The 25,776-nt window shown below is 42.5% G+C and carries 26 protein-coding genes and 2 other annotated features; of the genes, 5 read left to right on the top strand and 21 right to left on the bottom strand.

The annotated features are described in order from the left end of the window. Positions 1-9: 9 nt before the first annotated feature. The 9 genes from ERJ70_RS12410 to zapA form a co-directional block, all read right to left on the bottom strand. Positions 10-783 carry an electron transfer flavoprotein subunit beta/FixA family protein gene (locus ERJ70_RS12410; protein ID WP_209365165.1) on the bottom strand — a complete coding sequence of 258 codons (774 nt, stop codon included), beginning with the start codon at positions 781-783 and terminating at the stop codon, positions 10-12. Positions 784-797: 14 nt separating this feature from the next. After that, positions 798-1,571, bottom strand: coding sequence for an enoyl-CoA hydratase (locus ERJ70_RS12415; protein WP_209365166.1), 774 nt, complete (start codon positions 1,569-1,571; stop codon positions 798-800). 30 nt (positions 1,572-1,601) lie between these two features. Next, positions 1,602-2,186 (bottom strand): fatty acid metabolism transcriptional regulator FadR, encoded by a 585-nt coding sequence (gene fadR, locus ERJ70_RS12420; RefSeq protein WP_209365167.1) that lies wholly within the window; start codon positions 2,184-2,186, stop codon positions 1,602-1,604. Between the two features lie 150 nt (positions 2,187-2,336). Continuing rightward, the gene (locus ERJ70_RS12425) at positions 2,337-4,034 is read right to left on the bottom strand and encodes a long-chain-fatty-acid--CoA ligase (RefSeq protein WP_209365168.1); all 1,698 of its coding nucleotides are present in this window, start codon (positions 4,032-4,034) and stop codon (positions 2,337-2,339) included. Between the two features lie 211 nt (positions 4,035-4,245). After that, positions 4,246-4,653 (bottom strand): DUF350 domain-containing protein, encoded by a 408-nt coding sequence (locus tag ERJ70_RS12430; protein ID WP_209365169.1) that lies wholly within the window; start codon positions 4,651-4,653, stop codon positions 4,246-4,248. Between the two features lie 92 nt (positions 4,654-4,745). Continuing rightward, positions 4,746-7,085 (bottom strand): endonuclease MutS2, encoded by a 2,340-nt coding sequence (locus ERJ70_RS12435; RefSeq protein ID WP_209365170.1) that lies wholly within the window; start codon positions 7,083-7,085, stop codon positions 4,746-4,748. 46 nt (positions 7,086-7,131) lie between these two features. Next, positions 7,132-8,850: a DNA polymerase/3'-5' exonuclease PolX gene (polX, locus tag ERJ70_RS12440; RefSeq protein ID WP_209365171.1), complete on the bottom strand. Its 1,719-nt coding sequence runs from the start codon at positions 8,848-8,850 to the stop codon at positions 7,132-7,134. A 232-nt stretch (positions 8,851-9,082) separates the two neighbouring features. After that, complete coding sequence (locus ERJ70_RS12445) at positions 9,083-9,640, bottom strand: CvpA family protein (RefSeq protein WP_209365172.1); 558 nt, start codon at positions 9,638-9,640, stop codon at positions 9,083-9,085. Continuing rightward, entirely contained in the window at positions 9,633-9,908 is a 276-nt protein-coding gene (zapA, locus tag ERJ70_RS12450; protein ID WP_026771090.1) for a cell division protein ZapA, read from the bottom strand. Before zapA ends, ERJ70_RS12445 begins: the two co-directional genes overlap by 8 nt. A 236-nt stretch (positions 9,909-10,144) precedes the next feature. Between zapA and rnhC the strand changes: the two genes are divergently transcribed. Further along, positions 10,145-11,119 (top strand): ribonuclease HIII, encoded by a 975-nt coding sequence (gene rnhC, locus ERJ70_RS12455; protein WP_209365173.1) that lies wholly within the window; start codon positions 10,145-10,147, stop codon positions 11,117-11,119. A 687-nt stretch (positions 11,120-11,806) separates the two neighbouring features. Here the strand turns inward: rnhC and ERJ70_RS12460 are convergent. From ERJ70_RS12460 to ERJ70_RS12480, 5 genes are all read right to left on the bottom strand, one after another. Beyond that, entirely contained in the window at positions 11,807-12,067 is a 261-nt protein-coding gene (locus tag ERJ70_RS12460; protein WP_209365174.1) for a DUF6199 family natural product biosynthesis protein, read from the bottom strand. 102 nt (positions 12,068-12,169) lie between these two features. Further along, complete coding sequence (locus ERJ70_RS12465) at positions 12,170-13,009, bottom strand: protein kinase family protein (protein ID WP_209369351.1); 840 nt, start codon at positions 13,007-13,009, stop codon at positions 12,170-12,172. Between the two features lie 277 nt (positions 13,010-13,286). Continuing rightward, positions 13,287-15,716 carry a phenylalanine--tRNA ligase subunit beta gene (pheT, locus tag ERJ70_RS12470; protein ID WP_209365175.1) on the bottom strand — a complete coding sequence of 810 codons (2,430 nt, stop codon included), beginning with the start codon at positions 15,714-15,716 and terminating at the stop codon, positions 13,287-13,289. A 16-nt stretch (positions 15,717-15,732) separates the two neighbouring features. Continuing rightward, positions 15,733-16,767, bottom strand: a complete 1,035-nt coding sequence (gene pheS, locus ERJ70_RS12475; RefSeq protein WP_209365176.1) for a phenylalanine--tRNA ligase subunit alpha — start codon at positions 16,765-16,767, stop codon at positions 15,733-15,735. Between the two features lie 164 nt (positions 16,768-16,931). Continuing rightward, positions 16,932-17,163: a binding site (T-box leader), on the bottom strand. A 64-nt stretch (positions 17,164-17,227) separates the two neighbouring features. Then, positions 17,228-17,980 (bottom strand): TrmH family RNA methyltransferase, encoded by a 753-nt coding sequence (locus ERJ70_RS12480; protein WP_309507464.1) that lies wholly within the window; start codon positions 17,978-17,980, stop codon positions 17,228-17,230. A 98-nt stretch (positions 17,981-18,078) separates the two neighbouring features. On the opposite strand from ERJ70_RS12480, the gene sspI reads away from it, so the two are divergent. The 3 genes from sspI to ERJ70_RS12495 all read left to right on the top strand — a co-directional run bounded on the left by sspI (position 18,079) and on the right by ERJ70_RS12495 (position 20,395). Continuing rightward, entirely contained in the window at positions 18,079-18,294 is a 216-nt protein-coding gene (sspI, locus tag ERJ70_RS12485) for a small acid-soluble spore protein SspI (protein WP_209365178.1), read from the top strand. 531 nt (positions 18,295-18,825) lie between these two features. Beyond that, complete coding sequence (locus ERJ70_RS12490; RefSeq protein ID WP_209365179.1) at positions 18,826-19,284, top strand: YhfM domain-containing protein; 459 nt, start codon at positions 18,826-18,828, stop codon at positions 19,282-19,284. A gap of 487 nt (positions 19,285-19,771) precedes the next feature. Beyond that, positions 19,772-20,395 (top strand): lytic transglycosylase domain-containing protein, encoded by a 624-nt coding sequence (locus ERJ70_RS12495; protein ID WP_209365180.1) that lies wholly within the window; start codon positions 19,772-19,774, stop codon positions 20,393-20,395. A 53-nt stretch (positions 20,396-20,448) separates the two neighbouring features. Here the strand turns inward: ERJ70_RS12495 and ERJ70_RS12500 are convergent, their stop codons facing one another. Continuing rightward, positions 20,449-21,534 (bottom strand): M42 family metallopeptidase, encoded by a 1,086-nt coding sequence (locus tag ERJ70_RS12500; protein ID WP_209365181.1) that lies wholly within the window; start codon positions 21,532-21,534, stop codon positions 20,449-20,451. An 87-nt stretch (positions 21,535-21,621) separates the two neighbouring features. Then, positions 21,622-22,107, bottom strand: a complete 486-nt coding sequence (locus ERJ70_RS12505) for a dUTP diphosphatase (protein WP_209365182.1) — start codon at positions 22,105-22,107, stop codon at positions 21,622-21,624. Between the two features lie 121 nt (positions 22,108-22,228). On the opposite strand from ERJ70_RS12505, the gene ERJ70_RS12510 reads away from it, so the two are divergent. Next, the gene (locus ERJ70_RS12510) at positions 22,229-22,615 is read left to right on the top strand and encodes a sigma-w pathway protein ysdB (RefSeq protein ID WP_074600824.1); all 387 of its coding nucleotides are present in this window, start codon (positions 22,229-22,231) and stop codon (positions 22,613-22,615) included. 157 nt (positions 22,616-22,772) lie between these two features. Here ERJ70_RS12510 and ERJ70_RS12515 read toward each other — a convergent pair whose 3' ends face one another. From ERJ70_RS12515 to infC, 5 genes are all read right to left on the bottom strand, one after another. Beyond that, positions 22,773-23,360: a TVP38/TMEM64 family protein gene (locus ERJ70_RS12515; RefSeq protein ID WP_209365183.1), complete on the bottom strand. Its 588-nt coding sequence runs from the start codon at positions 23,358-23,360 to the stop codon at positions 22,773-22,775. A 109-nt stretch (positions 23,361-23,469) separates the two neighbouring features. Next, the gene (locus ERJ70_RS12520; protein WP_209365184.1) at positions 23,470-23,736 is read right to left on the bottom strand and encodes a DUF1294 domain-containing protein; all 267 of its coding nucleotides are present in this window, start codon (positions 23,734-23,736) and stop codon (positions 23,470-23,472) included. 203 nt (positions 23,737-23,939) lie between these two features. Next, on the bottom strand, positions 23,940-24,296 hold the full coding sequence (gene rplT, locus ERJ70_RS12525) for a 50S ribosomal protein L20 (RefSeq protein ID WP_026569744.1): 357 nt from the start codon (positions 24,294-24,296) through the stop codon (positions 23,940-23,942). 47 nt (positions 24,297-24,343) lie between these two features. Beyond that, positions 24,344-24,541, bottom strand: a complete 198-nt coding sequence (gene rpmI / locus ERJ70_RS12530) for a 50S ribosomal protein L35 (RefSeq protein ID WP_026771086.1) — start codon at positions 24,539-24,541, stop codon at positions 24,344-24,346. A 275-nt stretch (positions 24,542-24,816) separates the two neighbouring features. Next, positions 24,817-25,320, bottom strand: a complete 504-nt coding sequence (infC, locus tag ERJ70_RS12535) for a translation initiation factor IF-3 (protein ID WP_209369353.1) — start codon at positions 25,318-25,320, stop codon at positions 24,817-24,819. A gap of 79 nt (positions 25,321-25,399) precedes the next feature. Next, positions 25,400-25,521, bottom strand: a sequence feature (ribosomal protein L20 leader region). Between the last annotated feature and the right edge of the window lie 255 nt (positions 25,522-25,776).

Below are 25,776 nucleotides of genomic sequence, written 5' to 3' on the forward strand. Positions count from 1 at the left end.
AACGCTCAATTATAAAATCTTAGCTTCTGTTCTAAGCAATGTCACCAATTCCTTCACCTGGTCATTGACCTCTCCTTCCAGGACTCTCCCGGCCGCTTTTTCCGGAGGAAGGAAAACTTCAATTGTTTTTGTTTTTGGCTCGACGTCATCTTCATCCAGATCCAAATCATCTATTTCGAGTTCTTCCAAAGGTTTTTTCTTTGCCTTCATGATCCCTGGCAAAGATGGATAACGTGGTTCATTCAATCCCTGTTGGCAGGTTACAAGGAGCGGCAATTGGGTATCGACTTTTTCCATATCGCCTTCGACATCTCTTTCAATGTGAACGCTTTCTCCTTCGATCTCCAGTTTTGTTATGGTGGTGACATAGGAAATACCAAGTCTTTCTGCAAGTCTAGGACCCACCTGTCCACTCGCTTCATCAATAGCGACGTTTCCAGCCAATATTAAATCAGGCTGCTTATCCTCAAAATAGGCTTCCAGAATCCTTGCAGTTGTGAATTGGTCACCTGCCTCCAAATCGTCTTCCGTGTTGATCAATACTGCCTTGTCCGCCCCCATAGCCAGTGCGGTTCTCAATTGTTTCTCGGAATCCTCTTCTCCAATGGTAATCACGGTTACTTCACCGCCATGTTGATCCCGTTGGTTTATCGCTTCTTCTACGGCATATTCATCATAAGGGTTGATAATGAACTCTGCTCCGTCTTCATCAATCTTGCCTTGTTGAATGTTGATTTTTTCTTCCGTATCGAATGTCCTTTTTAAAAGTACATAGATATTCATCTTATCCATCCTTTCTATTTATCTTGAAAACTTGGTTTTCTCTTTTCTATAAAAGCAGTAATTCCTTCACTGGCATCTTCATTGCCAAATATCTCCCCAAATGCCTCAGCTTCTGCTTCGATCCCTTCCTGGAAATTTTTATTTTTTGTATAGGGGATGAGCTTCATCACACGATGGATCGTCGGCCCGCTTTTCGCTGCCACTTTTGCGGCCAACTCGTTTGCCTTTTCGAATAATACCTCTTCCGGATAGCTATGATTGGCAAGTCCGTATTCGGCAGCCATCCTCCCGCTAATCGGTTCACCGGTTAATATCATTTCATAGGCTTTCGCCGCACCTACATAAGCTGGCAGACGCTGCGTTCCTGCAAACCCTGGAATAATTCCAATTGTCAGCTCTGGCAGGCCGAGTTTTGCCTGTTCACTGACGAGCCGGATATGGCAGGCCATTGCTAGTTCAAGACCTCCGCCTAAAGCCGCTCCATGAACGGCGGCAATAATCGGGATTTTAAACCCCTCCATCCGATTAAAAAGCTCTTGCCCTTGTTTAGCCAGCGCTGTATAGTCTTCCGCCTGTTGAAGGGAAGTGAACTCTTTTATGTCAGCTCCCGCCGAGAAAAATTTCCCTTCGCCCTTTAAGATCAACGCTTTTATGTCCTGTTCCTGTTCCACCTCATCTAAGACGGCTTCAAGCTGTTCCAAAATGGCACGCGATAAAGCATTGGCAGGCGGACTGCTAATCGTCAGACTGGCCACCTGTCCCGATTTCTGATAATGTATAGTGCTCATTCTTTCTCCTCCCTCGACACCCTTAAAGGGTTATCTTTTTGATATTCCGTTGACCAGCAACCCGTGTACTTCTTCGGCCTGGTCGACCAAACTGTATTTATGATCCTTCATCACCCAGTTGGTAACTGTTTCATCAATGGTCCCGAAAATCATCTGCCTGACCAGTTTTTTATTCAGATTATCCTGAAATAATTTCTCTTCTATGCCTTCTTGGATGATACTGTCAATGACGGTTAAATAGCGCTTCAATACGTCATTGATCTTCTTCCTCAGGTCGGGATTGGATTGGCGTAATTCCAGCTGGGTTACAATTGCCAATGGAAGATTGGCACCGAGCTGGCTGAAATGCAGCTGGATTAATTCAAGTAATTTTTCCTCCGCGTTGTTTTTCTCGGCTATTTCCTGTTCGATCCTCTCGATGAATTGCCCCATTTTTTCTTGAAACAAGGAGACCAGGATATCCTCTTTATTTTTGAAATATAAGTAGATAGTTCCGTCTGCTACCCCCGCTTTTTTAGCAATCTTGGACACTTGTGACGAATGATATCCATTCTTGGCAATGACCTCTACTGCTGCATCAATAATCTGATTGAATTTTGGTTTGGTGTTTTTCATTGGCACATTCTCCTTGCGGAATTTCTATTAATGAATGAATAATCATTCATATCTATTTTACAAGTGCCTTCTGATTCTGTCAACCACAGGAGGCTTGTCTATGAAAAAGGCAACCTGGCTTTCGCCAAGTCTGTAATGCTGCCAAAAAACTCAAACCGTTTTCGTTGCTTCTCTCGCCTGTTTCTTCTTATCTTCCTCTACCAACTTCCGGCGAAGTATCTTCCCTACCGCTGTTTTAGGGAGTTCATCCATAAATTCATATATACGCGGGACTTTATAAGCGGCTAGCCGTTTGCGGCAGAATTGGTCTAACTCTTTTTCTACAAGTTGCACTCCCTGTTTCGGAACGATATAGGCCTTTACTGTCTCACCACGATATTCATCAGGAACCCCTGCAATGACTACCTCCTGGACTCCATTGAACTCATACAGCACCTCTTCTACTTCTCTCGGATAAATATTATATCCTCCAGCAATGATCATATCTTTCTTTCGATCGACCACATAAAAATAACCTCGTTCGTCCATATAACCGATATCACCTGTCAGGAGCCAGCCGTTTTTCAATACTTGTTCCGTTTCTTCCTTCCTGTTCCAGTATCCCTTCATCACTTGGGGGCCTTTGACAGCGATTTCACCTACTTCTCCGTTCGGTAATTCTTGAAATGTCTCCATATCGACTATTTTAACATCCGTATCCGGCCAAGGGACGCCGATACTGCCGTTGACATTGTTGCCGTTCAGAAAATTGGAATGAGTGACGGGAGAGGACTCGGTCAGTCCATAACCTTCCACTAATTTCCCTTTCGTCACATTTTGAAATTGTTGCTGCACTTCTGCTGGAAGTGGTGCAGATCCACTTAAACACGCTTCAATGGATGATAAATCGTACTGTTTGAGACGTGGATGATGAAGCAGGGCGATATAAATAGTCGGAGCACCGGGAAATACGGTTGGCTTTTGTTTCTCAATTGTTTTCAAAACATCCTCCGGTTCGAACTTCGGCATAAGAATCATTTTAGATCCAGTCATAACAGAATAATTCATGACGGTTGTCATTCCGTAAACGTGAAAAAAAGGCAGTACTCCCATGACGATATCCCGCTTCTGTTTGCTTCCAAGCCAAGCTTGGGACATCAACCCATTGGAAACAAGGTTGTAATGGGTAAGCATGACGCCTTTCGGATAACCGGTTGTACCTCCTGTATATTGCAATAAAGCCAGGTCCTGTTTTGGGTCAATAGCACATGCTTTCAAATCGTGCCCCGTTTCTGAAATCACCTGGTTCCAAAGATGCGTATCAGCAGACGCTTCCAGTTTTACAACCATATTGTATTGCTTTTTTTGGATAAATGGGTAAATCAAATTTTTAGGAAAAGGCAGGTATTCTTTAATTTGGGTCACTATTATGTGGTCCAGCGCCGTATTTTTCTTTACTTGGGAGACGCGAGGAAGCAAAATGTCGAGACAAATGATTACTTTTGCTCCCGAGTCCTGTAGTTGGTATTCCAACTCACGTTCCTGATAGAGAGGATTGGTTTGAACGACAATCCCTCCTGCCAAGAGGACAGCATAATAACCGATGACCGCCTGAGGAGTGTTCGGCAGCATGATTGCGACTCGATCCCCTTTTTCGATGCCAATCGATTGGAGGAAGCCCGCCACTTTCAAAGCTTGATTATAGACCTCTTCGTAAGTCATTTCCCTCCCCATAAAATAAAGCGCTTTCATTTTGGGGTTATTTGAAGCACTTTCCTCCAAATATTCGTGCAGAGGTTTCTCGTCATAGCGAATGCTCGTTGGAATATCAGCGGGATACTGTTTTAACCATGGTTTTTCATTATCCATCCAACTACCTCCTTTTTTTGTATTAAGTTCATTATAACTTTTTCCACTGCATTTTGAAATGTTTTTATTTTTCAACAATTCCCAAACAGCTATGACGTCACGCTGATCAAGATACATTTACCATATAGATGATTCCGACAATGAGAAATAGAATAGCGACTACCGCCAGGACCTTCGCCAATGTTTCCATGTTGTACCTCCCTCTTTAGTTTTATCCGATACTTGCTCCGATGACAAAGGAAAGACCAACCGAGATAACCATTGACACGAAGCCGACAGCCCGATTATCATTGGCTATTTCATCATCGATTTTGTATGTAGGCGTCAAAAATTCAAATATGAAATATCCGATCAATAATAAAAAGAACCCGAATATCCCCCATCCAATACTTTGTAAAAGTGTATCGTTATGTTCGATGGAATACCTGAATATATTGGCAATACCGAATATTTTTCCTCCTGTAGCCATAGCTACCGACATATTTCCATTTTTGATTTCTTCCCAATTTTTATAGGAAGTGACAATTTCGAAGATAGCGAGAAACAAAACCAGACATAAAATAGAGACACTGTACCTTGCTGCTGTTTCGACGAGCGTATTTTCCCAAAAGCCGGTCATAGTGACAACTCCCTTATTGATTGCTTATATCCTTGCCCATTTTGTAGCGAAGTGCTCCGGGCTTTTGGTCACCCGGGGCCTAATCGCTTTATTTAAAACTCTAAAACCGTGACGCCGCTTCCTCCTTCATTCATACCGCCCGCGCGATAGCTTGTGATACGTGGATGCCTTTTGGCGAACTCCTGCACCCCGTTTCTCAATGCACCGGTTCCTTTTCCGTGGATGATTGATACGCGCGGATATCCGGCTAACAGGGCGTCATCGACATATTTCTCCAGTTCCTGCAAGGCATCCTCGTAACGTTCTCCACGAAGATCCAATTCTGTTTTCACACGATAGCTGGAACCTTTGACCGTCGCCATTGGTTTTTCGACCAATGGTTGTTCCCGCTTGACAAATTGTAAGTCTTTTTGCTTTGCTTTCATTTTCATTATACCAACTTGAACGAGAAATTCCTTATCGTTCACTTTTTCCAAAATCGTGCCTTGCTGATTGAGGGTTAAAAGTTTGACCTCGTCACCTGGGTGCAGCTCCTGGTTTTCCTGTTTATTTTCCTTTTGCGGGGTTTGCTGTTTTTTCGTTAACTGAGGCTGTGCTTCATCAAGCATCTTTTTCGCTTCTATCCATTCATGCTCTTTCAACCCACCTTGCTTCATGGAGCGAAGCTCGGAGACAATTGCTTCTGCCTCTTCTCGAGCTTTTTGCACGGCTTTTTCTGCTTTTTCTTCTGCTTTTCGATATACCGATTCCCGCTTTTCTTCGAGCTCCCGCCATTGTTTCTCAAGATCCTGTTTTAATCGTTCTGCCTCGTCAAGTGTACGGCTGGCGGCTTCATAATCTTTTTCTGCACCGCGCCTGGATTCTTCTAAAGAAGCAATCATATTTTCAACACTTTTCGAATCTGTACCTATATGGTTTTTGGCAATGCCGATAATTTTCTCATCCAATCCAAGCCTGCGGGAAATTTCAAAAGCATTACTTCGGCCCGGTACGCCGATAAGCAGTCGATAAGTCGGTTTAAGTGTTTGAACGTCAAATTCAACAGAAGCATTGATGACGTTATCCCGGTTGTACCCATAAGCTTTCAGCTCCGGATAGTGAGTAGTGGCAATGATCCGAGCATCCTTCTTGATTACTTCATCGAGGATCGCCATAGCAAGTGCAGCACCTTCCTGTGGGTCTGTACCTGCTCCTAATTCATCAAACAGTACGAGTGTTTGCTTATCAACACGTTTTAGAATCTCGACGATGTTGGTCATATGAGAAGAAAAAGTACTCAAACTTTGTTCAATTGATTGTTCATCACCGATATCGGCAAATACATTGGAAAATACGGCCAGTTCGCAACCGTCCATAGCCGGCACCTGTAACCCTGATTGTGCCATCAACGTGCAAAGCCCAATCATTTTCAATGTGACCGTTTTACCACCTGTATTCGGTCCGGTAATAACAATGGAGGTGTAGGACTCCCCAAGTTCCACATCGTTCGCAACCACTTCATCTTCTGGAATCAACGGATGCCGAGCCTGCTTCATCTTGATAATACCTTGATCATTCATTGTCGGCATTGCGGCACGCATTTGTTTACCGAGTTTTGCCCGTGCAAACATGAAATCAATTTGTCCGAGGGATTCCACATTCTGGTACAAAAATGCCTGGTCTTCCGCAATCCGTTCCGATAGATCCCGCAGGATACGTTCTATTTCATTTTTCTCCTCTGCTCTGGCCTCTGACAACTGGTTATTTAAATCAACCACCGACTGCGGTTCGATAAACAGCGTGGCGCCTGAGGAAGACTGGTCATGAACAATCCCGCCGATGGCTCCTCTGTACTCCTGTTTTACCGGGAGAACATAGCGCTCATTCCGTATGGTGACAATTGCATCAGAAAGCATTTTCGACTTGGTTCTCGTGTAATTTTCCAAACGGTCCCGTACACGGCTTTCATTCGTCCGGATTTTAGACCTGATGGTCCGCAGTTTATCGGAAGCCCCGTCCATCACATGGCCATGATCATCAATGCAGCTTTTGATCTGACGCTCTAATTCATTCAAAGGGATAATCTGTTCGGTGAATCCTCGGATTATCGGCAGTTCCGGTTCCTCCATCTCGGCAATGAAGGACTTCAACTGCTTCCCGCCATAAATGGTGCTGGCAATATCAAGACATTCGCCAGGATTCAAAACGCCCCCGATAATCGTCCGTTGGATACTTGGTTTAATATCAAAAATACCGCCTAACGGAACATAGCCTTTTAGTCTCAGTACTTGTGCTGCTTCGTCTGTTTCTGCCTGCAGCCGATTGACTCTCTCCAATTCTCGGGACGGCTTCAAAGCCGCGGTCCGTTCCTTTCCTAATGAAGAGGCTGCTTGTTCGGTAAGCATGTCAATGATTTTCTTATATTCAAGTACTTGATAAATTCTTTCGTTCATGAATATAAAACTCCTTTTTGTTCGAAAGGCTTTCCATCCAGCCTTTTTATTTGTTACGGTTAAACAAATTCACTAATTCGTCTTTCGTCCACGTATTAATAACAGATTCAGGTTCTAACCAGCCTTTTCTGGCAGAACCGACCCCAACGTCCATAAATTCTAATGTATGGTAGCTGTGGGCATCCGTATTGATAGCAATGTTGACCCCTTTTTCCCGGGCCTTCTGCAGCCACTTCCAAGACAAATCAAGACGATTTGGATTGGCATTAAGCTCTAACACCGTTCCTGTTTCCTTGGCTTTTTCAATCAGCATATCAACGTCTGCCGCATAACCCTTGCGACGTCCAATCAGCCTTCCCGTAGGGTGTGCAATGACATTTACGTATGGATTTTCCACAGCCGCCAGCAGCCGCTTCATGATTTTGTCCTGTGACTGTGAAAAGCTGGAATGAATAGCACCGATGACATAATCCATTTCCATCAGAAATTCATCACGGAAATCAAGAGAACCATCCGGCAAAATATCCATTTCCACTCCGGCGAAAATATGAATATCGGAATATTTATCATTTAACCGGGCGATTTCTTCCGCTTGCCTCTTCAAACGTTCTTCATTCAACCCGTTGGCAACCCTTAGATATTTGGAGTGATCGGTAATGGCAATATACTCATAGCCTCGTTCTCGGGCTTTTTCCACCATCTCCTCGACGGACTGGGCGCCATCACTCCATGTTGTGTGCATATGCAAATCTCCGCGGATGTCCGTCGGTTCAACCAATCGTACAGAAGAACGGAATGCCTCTAGTTCCCCCTGGTTTTCCCTGACTTCAGGAGGAATAAAGTGAAGCCCAAAATGTTCGAAAAATTGCTGTTCTGTTTCAAACGTAACAATTTTGCCGGATTCACTGTTTTCAATGCCATACTCATTGATTTTTTCTCCTTGGGCTTTGGCAAGCTGCCGCATGGCGACATTATGTTCCTTCGAACCTGTAAAGTGATGGAGCGTCGTTGCGAACTCTTCAGGAGCTACAATCCGGAAATCTACATTTACGTCATATCCTTCTTCAAGGACAACGGAAACCTTTGTATCTCCTGTGGCTATTTCTTCTTTTATGTTTTCAAGCTTCAATAAGGCATCCCGGACCTTGTCCGGATGTTCGGCTGCAATGATAAAATCAAGATCCTTGATTGTTTCACTCATACGACGGATACTGCCTGCCCGGGAAAAGCGAAGGATAGGTTCTATTTGCTGTAAATATTCCTCTATTCTTTCTGCAATTGGCAGCATAAATGCAATCGGCAGTCGCTCAGGCCGGTTCGATGCTTCATCGAGTGCTTTGACTATCTTTTCTGCGGATTTTTTCCCGAAACCGCTTAGCGCTTCGACCTTGCCTGTTTCGCATGCTTCTTTTAAGCTGGCGGCATCCACTACTCCCAGCTCTTGATAAAGCTTGGCGAGTTTTTTTCCACCCAATCCCGGCAGATTCAAAAGCGGTACCAGTCCCTCCGGCACTTCTTCCTGCAGTTGTCTCAAGGTGTCCGATTCTCCATTAGCGATGAACGAGTCGATCACAGTGGAAGTTCCTTTTCCGATTCCGTTTATTTTCGTAAAATCATCGATTTCATTCAACGAGCGGTCGTCTGTTTCCAAAGCTTGGGCTGCTTTTCGATAAGCAGATATCTTAAAAGGGTTCTCCCCTTTCAGTTCTAAATAAACCGCCACTTTTTCCAGCAATTTAATGACGTCTTTTTTATTTACTTCCATCCTCGGCACCGTCCTTTTAGTAGGCTTTAGTTTTCATTTAGAAGGGTTCCTATATAGATGATGTTTCATAACAAGTCTTAACGAGTAAAAAGAGACTACTCCTTTGACAGTTTGTTATCTCCGCTCCCGGAGTACACAGTAACTGGTCTCATCCAGCCATGCAGTGCAGTGTCAGGAGATAACTGCTTGTTGGAACAGCCTCTTCAGCCGGCGAATAAATACCGGCATTCTTTTATTTATCCTGAAATAATCCAGCTACGTGCTCGAACCATAACGCTTTTATTTGCCCTGATATAAAGGGCGTATGCTCGATCATAAAGGAGGCAATCATGGATCGCTCAAGGATTGTCTGGACGAACTGGACCGGAAGCAGTGCACCGATATATAAAAGCAGGAAAACCAGCAGGTATACTTCCACAAACCCGAGAATACCGCCCAGCAGCCCATTGATGGAACTCAGAATCGGCAAGGCAGCTACAAAATCCAGCATAGAAGCGATGATTTGTAGCGCAATCCGAACCGCAAAAAAGATGATGGCAAACGCTATCGCGTTATAAAAAGCCGTCTCTAACGGAAGGGAATCGAGAAAGACCCCCCATGAAGCATCATCCGGCATATCTGGGTAGGGAATCCAAAGTTCCAGCTTCGGTGCTAAATCATCGTAATAAGCTGCTGCAATAATAAAGGCAGCAATAAAACCAATTAAGTGGAATAATTGCAGAATAAACCCTCGTTTTAGACCTGTAAAAAAGCCAAAAATGAGAATGACAATCAAAATTAAATCAATCATTGTTATCTTGTTCCTTTTTCTGTTTAATTGAACCTAACAGTTCGGTGTACTCTTCTTTCAATTTCAAATAGTCGTTCATCGTGTTTACAGCTGTCAGCACCGCAAGCCTGGTCGTATCCAAGCTTCGGTTTGTTTCCTGTATTTCCCGCATTTGCTGATCGACAAGACTTGCCACCATCCTTACATGATGAGCAGGTTCATCTCCAACAATGGTGTAGGACCGATTGTGTATTTCGACTGTAGTACGTGTTTTGTCAGATTGGGACACGTTTTTCCCCCCTTGTTCTCATAGCTACCATATGTTCAAACAGCGTTAACCGCTTTTCGTTTCTTTTCGTCAACTGCTTCAAAATGTCAATTTTATGTGCTTTTAGAAATCACAACCCATTTTACGAGTGAATCATGATTATGATAAAATCCTAAAGTTAATATTAACACGAAGATTGTCATTTAGGAAACTAATGTGACGTGATTATTCCTCCAAACAGGAAACTGTTATAATTTATGTATCCTACTGGAAATGGGGAGATCGATTTGCCGCAAGTAGTATTGAAATTGAATAATAAAACCATTGAAAAAATGAAAGTTTTTTACCAGGATCATATGAAATCTGCCCCTCCTGGTTCTGTCTTTGCTGCCAAAACTTCAGATTGCTCGATAACCGCGTACAACTCCGGTAAAGTGTTATTTCAAGGCAAGGGCTCCGACAAGGAAGCTGGGAAATGGGGGACTGCAAACAGCCACAGCCCTTCCAAATTAAGACAGGCAACGAGAAAAAAACATTCCTATTCTCCGCCGCAGGAATTGTTCACCAGCTCCCATATCGGTTCGGATGAAGCTGGAACGGGAGACTTTTTTGGTCCGATTACCGTAGCTGCAGCCTATGTAAAAGCCGACCAGATTCCCTTATTGAAGCAACTAGGAGTTAGGGATTCCAAAAATCTTACGGACGAAAAAATTAAGACAATTGCTAAAGCATTGCTAGCACAATCCATCCCTTACTCACTGGTCGTTCTCCACAATAAAAAATATAATCAGCTTCAAAAAAAAGGATGGTCACAAGGGAAGATGAAAACGATGTTACACCATCATGCCCTTGAAAAGTTATCTAAAAAAATTGCTCCGGAACGTCCGTCCGGGATTTTGATTGACCAATTTTCCGAACCTGGAGTCTATATCAATCATTTAAAATCAGAACGATCGGTTCTTCAAGAAAATGTGTACTTTATGACTAAGGCGGAGAGCTACTCTATTGCTGTGGCCGCAGGATCCATCCTGGCAAGAGCAAGCTTTGTCAACGAGATGAATAAATTGTCTAAAAAAATGGGGATTGAACTGCCTAAAGGTGCTTCCCAAAAAGTCGACCAGACTGCAGCAAGGATCATTCAAAAACATGGAAAGCAAGCTTTGGGGGACATTGCCAAACTTCATTTTGCCAATACAAAAAAAGCAGAAGCCTTTACACAGAAGGATTTCTGATAGACCTGTTACAAACATCCACGCCGGCAGGGTAATTCGCTTTCCAACGGGCACGGCTTCAGCTAACTTGGTTAAAAAACGCTTTACCAAGTGGATCTTCAGCTCGCGCTCTTCCCGCCGGAATATGCGTACCTTGCCTCCATTGGGGTGGATTTCTTCGATTATAGGGAGATATATCCTTTTGGATATTGGGGTTACATGAGGGAATTTTCGTAGCATGAAAGGTTGAAGAATGTCATATAGAAAATCTATGTGGCTGGCAATTGTTGCCCCTTCTTTTGTCGAGGGCACAGAAAAACTTTTCTGCTGTTGATAGATTTCCTCCTATTCATAACAGGAAGTTCGCCGTCATCGCTTAACCTGCATTTTTAAGCTGTTCAGAGCCGCACAACTGATCTACGAAAACTGCATTTTAATCAGGGTACTGCAACTTAGTAAAGACAAGATACGGAGACTTCCTACGGGAACAGCACGTGTTGAAAATCCCGCAAGAAAATGTATGGTGCTTTAAAGAAAGAACACCTTACTTCGCTGTTCCTTACCTTGCCCAATCAACCGAATATAAAAGGTTCTTTTCATGTCACCTATTTCACCTATTCTGTTACCTTTCTTTTTTTGCAAAAGTTTTTCTATTATGTCCCAGCTACGTTTCTTAATCTATCGTTTCATCTTACTTAATGCATTAACTCAACGGACTATCCAGTCAATAAAAGATAGCAACGTAATAATCAACATAATGATCGAAAAAAGTCGAATCCAAAAGGTACCTAGCTCAGAAACTTGTGGTTCCCCTTTGAACATCCAACGTCTGCCAAACAAATAGCTTTCTTTTGGTTTCATAATCGACCAGACTAACAATGCTACAAATGGCACTCCGAATACAATGATGAAGAACCACACCGCAAACGGATTAGGAGAAAAGTCCGGGATTGGCTGTTCGCTGTACATATTTTCTTCCCCCCAATCTTTGAAAACAGCTGTTTATTGGTTGAACACCATCGCATATCTGTTTGGGTCACTTTTGCACAAGAATGAATTACCTCTTTTCGTTTATTGATTTTTCGCATATTTCCAAGCACCATAGAAATCTTTTACCGTTGCGTATCTTTTATTGCGATCTTCTTCAACCGCTCTCCAAGCTACCTCATAAAGACCCGGATCAGCTTCCCACTTGGAATAGGAACGATCTCTTTCACCACCCAGTAATCCAAACGCAATAGCACCCAAATTAAAGACAGTCGTAATAGAATCAATCGGGGCTCCAAGTTTATATTCTTCCGGGGATTTTGAACGATTAGAACCCCAAAATTCCTCCCCTATATCATTCATGGAGGGTGCTTTTCGATAAAAATCAATGTCGCATATTTTCGTTTCATCCTTTTGAAAATCATAAAGGATACTTCCATCATAGAAATCCACCGCAACATAATCCTTGGACTCCACATACGTATGAAAAGAAAAGATTGCATCTAAGGCCTTTAAACGTTTTTTCACATCCAATTTCCTGAATCGATAAAATGGTGACTTGGGGTTGGTGTATTTTTCCTTACCTCCGTACTGCCAATGAGCATGCAGACATTCCCCTTCAAACCATTGAAAAACTACTGCAAACCCATTACCGGTAGAAAAGGAATCAATTAGCTCAATAAGGTACGGATGTTCAAATTCTTGATAAACTGGTACAGCTTTTTTCAACCGTTGCACCGCATCATTCGGATTTCCTGTAAACTCAGTCGGTTTTGCACCGGCATATTTCACGAAATACTTTTGCCCATCCTTTTCTACTCCGAAACTTATATTTCCTGAATCTTGTTGGTCAAACACATAAAAAACAGTACCCAATTGCTCTAACCAGCTGAAGTCATGCTCTTCTTGTAGTTGAAATTTCATATTATCGAGTGTCAATGTAACGTAATTCGTTTGGGAGTCATTTTCCAATATAGGAACCTCCTGTAATTCATCATATATGTTTTATACTAATTTCCAGACAATAAAAGGTCAAGATACGAAATAGAAAACGCTCTCATCTATTAGGAAATGATAAATCCTTTTGTTGATAAACAGTACTGCTTATCCCTTTGATTTTTTTAAGACAGAAATGGATCTTATTAAATTAATAAAGTTAAAGGGGCTGCCCCGTAGATGGGACAGCCCTGTTTCTTTCGCATTAACCTCGCAATTCTGCCTGATGTTTTTCTTCTACTGCTGACAGAATTGCCTGATAGGACGCTTCTACTTCATCATCTTTCAACGTTCGCTCAGGGTCCTGATAAAATAAGCTGAAGGCGATCGACTTTTTACCAGCCTGTAGATGCTCACCCTGATAAACATCGAATACTTGAACATCCTTCAACAGCGTACCACCTTTTTCTACAATCGTGGCTTTGATATCGCCGGCCGGGATTTCCTGATCGACCACTAATGCAATATCCCTTGATACAGATGGGTAACGCGGAATCTTTGAAAAATCTGGTTCGTTATTTATCTGATCTAATAATGTCTCCATATCCAAATCAAATACATAAGTGTCTTTTAAATCATAGGATTGCTGCAGCGTTGGGTGCAGCTGACCAAGAAAACCAATTGATTGTGCTCCTAAATATACCTGCGCCGTTCTGCCAGGGTGCATTCCTTCTAATTTAGCTTGTTTAAATGTTACCACTATTCCTAATTTATCCAGCAATCCCTCGACAATACCCTTAACCAAAAAGAAGTCGGCTTGTTTCTTTTCCTGCTGCATTGGATGAAGGAGCCAATCCCCTGTAACAGCCCCGGAAACCCTTAATAATTCGCGGGGCTGTTCCGTCAATTTTTCAGTGGTAGGGGAAACGAATACGGTACCTACTTCGTAATAGGCGAGATTTGCCTGTTTTCTGGCTGTATTATACGAAAAAGAGGCCAGTAGTTCCGGAAGAATGCTTAACCGCAAGTTGCTGTGCTCTTCACTCATCGGCATCGATAAACGAATCGATTCGGTTGCATGCTCACGGACTTCCGGGCTTACCAGTGTTTCTGCCCGCTCTTTACTGGTCAGGGAATACGTAATGGCTTCCATTAAGCCAGCACCTTCCATATAATGTTTGATTTCCCGTTTTAACGATTGCCGTGATGTCAGGCCACCTGCCTGTCCTGCCCCAGCAGGAAGCGTGTACGGTAAATTATCATAACCGTATATACGCGCAATTTCTTCTACCATGTCCTCAAATATTGTAATATCACCTCGTCGGCTCGGGACCGAAACAATAAATATGCCATCATTTGCTTTAAAATCGAAATGAAGCTTCCGTAAAATATCGGAAATTTCTTCTGTGGTTATTTCCGTTCCAAGTCGTTCATTCACTTTTTCCGTGCTCACTTCTACAGTGGCTTCGGACCGGTCCAATTCATCAAATTCTACCGTGCCCTGCAGTACAGTACCTTCTGCATATTCGCTCAATAGCTGGCATGCTCTCAACCCGGCTCTTTTTATCCGGTCAGGATCGACTCCCTTTTCAAACCGGGCGCTGGATTCGCTCCGTAATCCATGATCTTTCGAACTTTGTCTGACTGCGGCAGGAGAAAAATAAGCAGCCTCCAATAATACCGTTTGGGTTTGGTCGGACACCTCCGAATCTGCACCGCCCATCACTCCTGCAATTGCTGTCGGTTCTTGACCATTGGTAATGACTAAATGATTGGATGAAAGCTCCCTCTCTTGATCATCCAACGTAGTAATGGTTTCCTTGTCACGGGCTCTTCGTACAACGATTTCTTTTGATCCAAATCGATCGTAGTCAAATGCATGCAATGGCTGACCGTATTCCAGCAAGACATAATTGGTAATATCCACTACATTGTTGATTGGTCTGATGCCTGCAGCAATCAAATAATTCCGCATCCATAAAGGAGAGTTTTTCACCTCTACATTTTCAATGACAAACGCTCCATAGTATGGATTAAGCTCTGCATCCTCTACCTTGACGGAAACATAATCCGCAGCCTTATCAGACGATGTGTTGATTGATACATCCGGTAGGTTAATTGGTGTATCCAAAATAGCAGATGTTTCGTAGGCGACACCAAGCATGCTCATCGCATCTGCACGGTTCGGCGTCAGGCCGAGTTCCAGAATTGCATCGTCTAAATTCAGCAATTCCAATGCATCGGAACCTACTTCTGCATCTTCCGGAAATACAAAGATGCCTTCCGCAAACTCCTTCGGCACAAATTTTTCTTCGATACCTAATTCTTGCAGCGAGCAGATCATCCCTTGGGATTCCACACCGCGCAGCTTTGCTTTCTTGATTTTTACATTACCAGGCAATACGGCGCCTGGTTTCGCAACCGCAACTTTTTGACCTTGAGCAATATTAGGGGCTCCGCATATAATTTGCAGCTCTTCTTCGCCTGTGTCCACCTGGCACAAATTAAGCTTATCAGCGTTAGGATGCTTTTCACAGGATTGTACATAGCCGACGACTACATTTGAACTTGTTTCTGCAACATACTCGATGCCTTCCACTTCTATCCCGGATTTTGTTATTTTTTCAGCCAGCTGCTCTGGTGAAATATTGTCTATATCCACATAATTTTTCAGCCAATTCAATGATACGAACATATTTTTTCCTCCTGATTTACGCTTTATGGTACTGCTTTAAGAAACGGATATCATTTGTATAGAAATGCCGGATATCATCTACACCATACTTCAGCATAGCGATTCGTTCAGGCCCCATACCGAAAGCAAAACCAGTGTATTCTTTGGGGTCATAGCCCGCCATTTCCAATACGCGGGGATGAACCATGCCGCCGCCCAGTATTTCGATCCAACCTGTTCCTTTACAAACAGAGCATCCTTCTCCATGACAGACTTTACAGGATATATCCATCTCAACTGACGGTTCTGTAAACGGAAAGAAACTTGGACGCAGACGGATTTCCCTTTCTTCACCGAACATTTGCTTGGCAAAGCGGTTCAATACACCTTTCAAGTCGCTCATACGTACATTCCGATCCACATACAGTCCCTCTACCTGTGTGAACTGATGAGAGTGGGTGGCATCATCGGTATCCCTGCGATACACTTTTCCTGGACAAATCATTTTGACTGGTTTGCTTCCCTGATATTTCCCCATTGTTCTCGCTTGAACTGGAGAGGTATGCGTGCGCATCAACAGCTCCTCCGTGATATAAAAAGAGTCTTGCATATCGCGGGCTGGGTGCCCCTTCGGAAGGTTAAGTGCCTCAAAATTGTAATAATCTGTTTCGACTTCAGGACCTTCCCGTACTTCGAATCCCATGCCGATGAACAAATCCTCGATTTCTTCGATAATGGAAGTCAGTAAATGCGGTCCGCCTACAGTGACCGGACGGCCCGGCAATGTGACGTCGATTGTTTCCTTTTTGAGTTTTTCCTCCAGCTCTCTTGCCTCGAGTTTTTCTTTTTTCACGTCCAGTTCACCGGCTATTGCTTCCCTTACTTTGTTTGCCAGCTCCCCGATGACAGGCCGCTCTTCTTTCGACAGCTTGCCCATTCCACGTAAAACTTCCGTAATCGGTCCTTTTTTCCCAAGGTAAGCCACCCTTATATCCTGGAGATCCTTCAACGTGTCTGCCTGTTCTACCTTGGCCAGCGCTTCCTCTTTTAGTTCTTGTAATCGTTCCCTCATGTGCAGGAACCTCCTTTTCGTCATCAAGTGATAATTTAGCCGATTTACGATTCCTCGCTCGTCCTGTTTTCTACCGCAATAAGAAGCGTTTTGTTTAGCTCCAGCAAGTCTCGCATCAGAACTTACACCTCTTATCACATAAAAAAGCCCCGTCCCTCTATAAAAGAAGGGACGAGACTTATGTATCGCGGTACCACCCTTGTTGGTGCCTGATGCACCCACTCGTGTTTGATAACGGAATAAATCCGGAACACCATTACTTGCCGGAAAACAAGGTCCAAGTGTCGGCTCCAGAGTGAAAATTCAATCATTACCACGATAGAAATGCTTTCAGTCTATGGCATTTCCTCCCTAAATCGATTTGTAATCATTTACTGACTCTTTCTCGGCCTGTAAATATAATACATGTTATTTTATTATTATAGAAAAAGCATTCGTTTCTTGCAAGCCTTAACGTCCATTACTTTTCGCCTGAAGCAAGATGATAAAGCAAGATGCCTGCAGCTACACTGACATTTAAAGATTCTGCTTTGCCGAAAATCGGAATGGACACGATGTCGTTTACCTTTTCCAATATCGACGAAGAAATTCCCGCACCCTCGTTTCCGACAACCAGTGCTGCTTTTCTTGGTACCGGTAAAGCCGTATATGGTCGGGCATTTTCCAATGCAGCACCCCATACTGCGAAATCATCATTCTGTAATTGGTCAATTATCGGGAGTAGATCGGTTTGAAAAATCGGCAGATGGAAAATAGATCCCTGAGTCGAGCGCAATACTTTGTCATTATAAATATCCGCAGACCCAGCACCTACATAAATTCCATCGAATCCGGCAGCATCTGCCGTACGGATCATGGTCCCCAGATTGCCTGGATCCTGAACATTGTCGATGAGCAGCAGCTTCTCAAACTTCTGTTCCTCAGGCTGCTTTACTTCCACTACAGCCGCAATACCTTGAGGAGTTTTCGTATCGGTTATCGATTTTAAAATATGGTCGGTAACTATGATTGCTTCCTTATATTCAAGCCAGTCAGGGATTACCGCCCCATCAGCCAGAATAACTTCCTTTACGTCCCAATCGCTTTTCCATGCCTCTTCAATCATATGGTAACCTTCTACAATAAAGTTGTTTGTTTTTACTCTTTCTTTGCGTTTTTTTAATTTTTGCCAGTTTTTCACCCTGCTGTTTTGGACAGAAGTTATCACGTACATCATCCTTTTGGTAAATTCTTTTCTATCATACATATTTCCCTACATCGTGGTCAAACTATCTATCACATACTGAATAATTAAAGATATGAGGTGAAAAAATGGATTTGAATTTACGTAAAGCGATATTAGACAATGTAGCCGACAATAATACCGAACAATTAGAGGCAACGATACTGGATGCTATTGAAAGCGGCGAAGAAAAAATGCTGCCTGGTTTAGGCGTGTTGTTCGAGCTGATTTGGCAACAATCAGACGAATCCGATAAAGAAGAAATGTTGTCCGCTCTTGAAAAAGGGGTTCAACAAGCACAGTAACAGGAGAAGCGAAGGCGCCTTGCTCTTCCCGAGAAGCTTACGTCAGCAACAAAGCATAAGTTGTAGAACCGGATATAACCTACTGAATCATATAAAAAACACCCTTACACATCTAAAAATAAGTAAGTAGTTCCGTTTCGGTGGAGAAAGACACGAAATAGCATACTAATTAACGAGCCTGGGACAAAAGCATCGTGATCACAATAAAAACCGAACGAATTGATTGGCATTTAAAATTCGTTCGGTTTTTGCTTTAGTGGCCATGCTTTTGTCCCGGCCTCTTTTTTATGCTAAAAAATGTGGTTTGTGAAAGAACGCACTTAAACTAACGGATAGGACAGTGAATAAAGAACAATACGACAACAGCACAACGAAGCATTTCTCGTGATGATAAATGCTTTTTTTGTTTGAAATCGAATTAAGACATCTATAAAACATAAATAACATAATGATAAAGAATATATAATTATTGAATATCAATAAACATTTAGTAAAATAAACTTGTATTAAATAAGCGGCGGGGGAATACTTTTGAAAAAGTTTATGGTGTTAGCATTTTTGATATGTGGGGCTATTACTTTAGTTGGTTGCCAAGCTACAAAAGAACGAATGACATTGTTAGATACAATAACGGAAGTTTCCATTTCAAAATCTGGAGGATATGTTGGGTTAAATGAAAACTATTTCCTAACGATTAACCGAGTAGAAACGATATCAGGTTTTGAAAAAGTTCTGAAAAATACCAAAGGAATAAGTCATGATGTGGATGTGACTAATGAGAAACCTGACTACGACATATTGATTCGTTATGAAAATGGGAATACTCATGGATTACATCTCCAGCTTGGAAATGCGGGGGAAGAAAGCGTAATAATGTATATCGGTCACGAAAGAAATGGTTATATTGTTTCTCCTAAAGATACAAACGAATTAAGAAAGTTATTAGGTGTTAGTAAAACTTTGATCAACAAACGGGTGGCTTTCGTTTAACAAGGAAATAGGACAAAAGCGCAAGCGCCTGTTTAAAGGAGCACAGGCTAAAGCCGCCACGTCCTGTGGCAACGCCTGCATGACCCACATCGTGTGGGCCCCCGACAAGCTTAAGAACAGCCTCGGCGTGGCGCTTTTTGCCACACAGAGGGTGGGCTTAAGACCTCGAGGGGGTAGGCGCTGGAGCTGGACGTGGCTGGTTCAGCCAATAATGATCCACAGACAGTTAAATTTTTAATTTCCTATACAATATAAAAAAACGCTGGGGTATTAAAATTCCAAGCGTTTTGTTTGTTGTTATTTGTGCTGTTATTTACGGTGCAAAACATAGTGAGTTGTAATATGTTATTTCACCAGTTATTTTATATTTTCTCCACAGTATCGGAGCCACTTAAAAAATAAGGGTTTTTTTGTCGTTTTTACCGTTGCCGGTCCAGGCAAAATCAGGTAATATGAAAGTAACGACCTACCTACCGGAGGAACATACATGGAAATCAGACAACTTCAAAATCTCATCCAAATGCAGGCAATGTCTATTTTAAATGGAGGAAACGGTTCATCTAGTGATTCCGCCTTTCTAGAGACTGCCTTTCAACAAATACTTCAACAACAGATGACAACTGCCCAAATATCAACTAATAATAGGCCAGAAGCTTCTTCTATGGCCAACAGCACCCCGGTTATGCCGGTATATACTCCTGAGATTGATTATACAGAAAATACATCGAGTAATACTGGAGCAATTGACAGTTATATCGAACAAGCCGCAGAAACATTCGGAGTCGACCCTAAATTAATCCGTTCCGTTATCCAAGCGGAATCTAATTTCAATCCCGACGCCGAAAGTGGTGCAGGTGCACAGGGCTTGATGCAATTAATGCCTTCAACAGCCCGTGGACTGGGCGTTCAAAACGCTTTTGATCCATTGCAAAATATCATGGGCGGAACCAAGTATTTAAAACAAATGCTGGATCGATATAGCGGGAACACCTCTTTGGCACTGGCGGCTTACAATGCCGGCCCAGGCAATGTGGATAAATATAATGGAATCCCGCCCTTTAAGGAAACGCAAAGCTATGTGGGCAAGATTCTGGATTCCTATCGTGTATAAAGCAAAAAGGAGCTGTTCTGAATGGACAGCTCCTTTAGCATTTCTGATTTCATTTAACCGAACGTAATCTCTTTCACTTTATCTTCATCCAACCCTTTGATCACTTCGACGATTATCTTGACGGCGTTCTCAAAGTCATCTTGATGTAAAATTGCTGCATGTGTGTGAATGTAGCGTGTGGCAACTGTGATGGATAATGCCGGAACACCATTTGCCGTTAAGTGGATAGAACCTGTATCTGTTCCACCTGCAGCCATTGTGGCATACTGATAAGGAATTTTCTTGGCATCTGCCGTGTCCAGTACAAAATCACGCAATCCTTTGTGAGAAATAGCCGAGGCATCATAAAGGATGATTTGTGGACCCTCTCCAATTTTACTGTCCGCTTCTTTATCGGAAATACCAGGAGTGTCTCCAGCAATACCAACATCGACACCAAAACCGATATCCGGTTTGATTGTATGTGTAGCAGTGCGGGCGCCTCGAAGGCCTACCTCTTCCTGTACCGTTCCCACTCCATAAACAATATTTGGATGATTTTCACCTTTTAAGCGCTTCAGCACTTCAATGGCAATCGCACAGCCAATTCGATTATCCCATGCTTTAGCTAAAAGCAGCTTTTCGTTGTTCATTTGGGTGAATTCGAAGTAAGGAACAATCGAGTCTCCCGGACGAACACCGAACTCCTCAGCTTCTTCTCTGCTGGATGCACCGATATCGATAAACATATCCTTTATTTCCACTGGCTTTTTACGTGCTTCTGCCGGCAAGATGTGAGGTGGCTTCGAACCGATAATTCCGGTAACATCCCCTTTTCTCGTCATAAGCGTTACACGCTGTGCAAGCATCACTTGGCTCCACCAGCCGCCGATTGTTTGGAAATAAACAAATCCTTTATCATCAATGCGAGTGACCATAAAGCCCACTTCATCCAAGTGCCCGGCTACCATCACTTTAGGTCCGTTTTCTTTTCCGGTTTTCTTTGCAATCAGACTCCCGATATTATCGGTGAACACTTCATCCGCATAAGGAGCGATATACTTTTCCATTACTTCTCTTGCTTCTTTTTCATTGCCGGATATCCCTCTTGCATCCGTTAACTCCTTCAACATTGTAACTGTTTCATTGTACGCTGCCATATGTATTTTCCTCCTTTTTAGGGTTCACATTGAATTATAGCGGTTTTTTCCAAGATAGACAAAACATACCCTTCATCGGTACACGAATCAATAGCCCTGTTGTTGACGTTGATGGTTTACTTTGTTTTTCTTGTTATACGCTTCCTGGATGGCTTCTTCTGGAAAGCCTAGCTGTGCCCCCAACTGTAGGTATGTTGTAAATAACTGATGGTAGTTCGCTTTACTGGGAACTTGCTTGAATGCTATGATTTGTTCATAGACTTGGAGAAATAACTGCGTATCATCTAAATCAGTGGGCTGTACCGCGTCAGAATCATAGCGGTAGCCAGTATCAAGCCCTAGTGAAAGAATAAAATGCAACCCATCCACGTATTCTTCCAGGATGACTGCCGATTCACTTTTCGGCTTTTTGCTCCAAAACTTGAAACAACGTGTTTCGTTCGCTAACTCTCCGGTTTCCACTAATAGAGCTAATACTTTTCTTTCGAACAATTCATCTGCTTTTACGCGATTATTCGTTTGAATATGCTCATCCAATTGCCTTTGTGTGTCAAATAACTGCTCCCAATACATCTTTATGTTTCTCCTTTTTGAACTTTTTCTTGATTATAACATGCTTATTTGCAAATTGTTGAAACCTTGACCAGGTTTTATTCGTAAAGGAGAGAAGACTCTAAAACAGGAGACGGTGTGTATGATTGTTTTACTATTTCGCTTACTGATTTTTGTCGCAATGGTGATGCTTCTTTATACGATATATAAGTATTGGATCAATCCTAACAGAAAGTTGGAAGTAGCACGCGAAAAAAAGGACTTTTTCTTTCTGGATGAGCCTGACAATATTAAAAAAAATTTTCTGATGACCTACAAAGGATTCATTTTTGAAGGCGAGAAATACTTAGGAACGACCGAGGATTCATTTGACGTATTGAATATCAGTATCCATGCGCACTATCCAGGAGAGTTGAAGGGTCTGGAAAGAAAAGATTTGTACTTCATGGAAGAGGAAGTCTTGATCAGGTATCCCTATGCAACAATCGAATGGAAGCATCCGATAGATAAACTGCTGATCAAAAAGTGATCAAACAGAAGCAGACGCACTCGTGCATCTGCTTCTTTAAATAAAAATCAAGATTACTGGATGGTATCTTCAACCGAATCCATTAGCCTCCGAGGACATAAGGCAAAATACTCCGAGCAGGCTGAAGTACCGGAGTACAAGGTGCCACTAGCTTTTCTTACTGTTTGACTGTTGGACTTTTTCCCACAAAGAATTCAGCCCATTTTATCGTTGTTTGTTTTCTGCGGAGAAAATATAAAAACGGCAGCAGAAAAAGAATAAAGGCCATCATGACCACCGGCGATAAGCTCGATATCCATTTCCCGAAGGATGTATAAAGTACCGCCAGCGGAATATTGGAGTAAAAAGACGATCGAACATATTCTTTAAAGCTAGAAGAAATTTCTAAAATACATAAGGATAACAAATGAAAATGAATAAAAGGGATGAGTCGCAGTACAGCCACCTGGGAGGTCGTCAACGTTGATCGTTCCCCCATCAACTTTTGCTTTACATGCACGAGTTTATCCGACATGCCCGGCATCCACTGTATCAGTTTGTAGAACGTCATGCTTGATAACGTAATACCGATTACAGAGTATAACGTGCCAGCTATCGCTCCGAATAATACTCCTCCTGTTATACAGATCAAGATAACAGGCAGGAAAAACAACGGACGCAATAAATGAAATCCTATGAACAGCAGAGGCGTCAAAATACCACCTGTCTCTGCTATGGTCAACAAATAGCTGCTGACATCTCCCATCTCCTTTGCCCCCTTTTCCTTCAGCTCATTCTATGACAATAGACGAGCTGTTATGACAAGAAGGTTTTATCGGAGTTGTCCCATTTAGCCGAATACTGTTCGGATAAGTCTATCCCTTCCATTGAACGATTAAATAAAGATGAATGATGAAAAGTACCGGCATCCCCAGTTTAAAACGGAAGTGACGGGTTTTATGCCTGAATGTGTACATCCCTGCTATCCCTCCTGCCGCTCCTCCAATTAAAGCCCCTATCCAAAGCGTTTTTTCAGATATCCTCCACTGATGCTTGACGGCCCTCCGCTTATCTATTCCCATGAGAATCCATTCTGCAATATTTATCCCTATTATGTATAGTAGTAAAAATCCATTTGGCATGTTCCATCTCCTATCCGGTTTGTTGGTAGTTTTAAAGAAAGACTATTTCTTAAAAGTTTAATGCTTTCAGACTTAAAAAATACAGTTTGACTTTAAGTGAGTGAAAACCACCCTGCAAACAAAGAGTACCACCTGTGCTGTGCATGAATAGATTTTAAAAGAAAAACCATCCCCGCTGAACGAGGATGGTTTTTGGACATTCCTTATTTCAATGCATCTTTAGCCTTGTCAGCAAGCTGTGCAAATGCTTTTTCATCATTGATAGCCAAATCAGAAAGCATTTTACGGTTTACTTCAATTCCAGCTTGTTTTAGACCGTGCATCAAACGGCTGTAAGACAGGTCATTCAAACGCGCTGCAGCATTAATACGTGCAATCCAAAGCTTACGGAATTCACGCTTTTTCTGTCTGCGGTCGCGGTAAGCATATTGACCTGATTTCATTACTTGTTGTTTAGCTGTTTTAAATAGGGCATGTTTCGAGCCATAATATCCTTTAGCAAGCTTTAATACGCGCTTACGACGTCTGCGAGTAACTGTTCCACCTTTTACACGTGGCATAATAATTCCCTCCTAATATATATAACCGATAAATTCGGATTTAAGGTTTATTTGTTTGGCAGCATTTGCTTAATGCGTTTGTAGTCTCCAGCAGAAACAATATCACTTTTACGCAATTTGCGTTTTTGCTTTTGAGACTTGTTGGCAAACAAGTGACTAGTGTATGCATGAGAGCGTTTAAGCTTTCCGGAACCTGTTTTTTGGAAACGTTTTTGAGAACCTTTGTGGGTTTTCATTTTTGGCATGTTATGTTCCTCCTTGTAATGAATGTTCATACTTGCGGGTGAAAATTACCGGCGTAGCTCAGCGTCAGCTTGCTCCTCCGGTACGCACGTATCTTTTTTATACGCTGTGTTCCTCGCAGCTGCGCTTCCTTGATCTACTTGGTTCTTTTCATCCTCGTATAAACTCCTATTTGCTTGAATGTTCATACTTGCGGGGAAAATTACCGGCGTAGCTCGGCGTCAGTTTGCCCCTGCATGAACCGCAATTTGTTCAAATCACAACTTACTGATAAAAGTTATTTTTCGTTGGTTGGCGCAAGCATTAGAAACATGCTGCGGCCTTCCATTTTCGGCTTTGTTTCAACAGTGGAAATATCTTTACATTCCTCTGCCATTTTTTCAAGGACTTCCTGTCCTAATTCTTTATGTGTAATGGCACGGCCACGGAACCGAATGGAAGCTTTCACTTTATCGCCTTTTTCAAGAAACTTTCTGGCGTTGCGCAACTTCGTATTGAAGTCATGCTCTTCAATGCCAGGGCTTAAGCGAACCTCTTTGACATTAATAACTTTTTGTTTTTTACGTGCTTCTTTATCTTTCTTTTGTTGCTCAAAACGGTATTTACCATAATCCATGATCCGGCATACCGGCGGTTTTGCATTTGGAGCTACTAATACAAGGTCCAAATTTCTTGTTTGAGCAATGTCTAATGCTTCTTGGCGGGATTTGACCCCAAGTTGGTCTCCATTTGAATCAATGAGCCTGACTTCGCGAGCACGAATTTTCTCATTGACGTTCATATCTTTGCTAATAATGAGCCACCTCCATAGAGTTTGGAAAAACAATATAAGATCATATCGACAAGTTGTTGTAGTTGAAAGCATAAAAAAAATGTCGGTACATACTGCACCCACACATCTTCCCATACAATAAGGATGTTGTAACCTGCCAACTGCAAAACGCGTCGATCAGGTGAGAAGCGGGTGCTTCTGCTTGCCTCAGATCATTATTTAATTTCACCTTTAAAATAATAGCATAAGCATGCTAAGATGTCAACAACCATGGTTGCGTTTCTATGAAAACGACTATCTCATCATACAAAATTCAGAGCAAAAACACAAGGGGGTATTTTTCACAACTTATGCAGCCATCCAATCTGTTGATACAGATAAGCGGAGCTGAATGGATATTCTTGCTTGATAGAAAAAATCACCAGCATTTCGTACACTGGTGATTTCCACTCTAGAATTCGAGAC

The sequence above is a fragment of the Sediminibacillus dalangtanensis genome, from assembly GCF_017792025.1.
Classification (GTDB): domain Bacteria; phylum Bacillota; class Bacilli; order Bacillales; family Amphibacillaceae; genus Sediminibacillus; species Sediminibacillus dalangtanensis.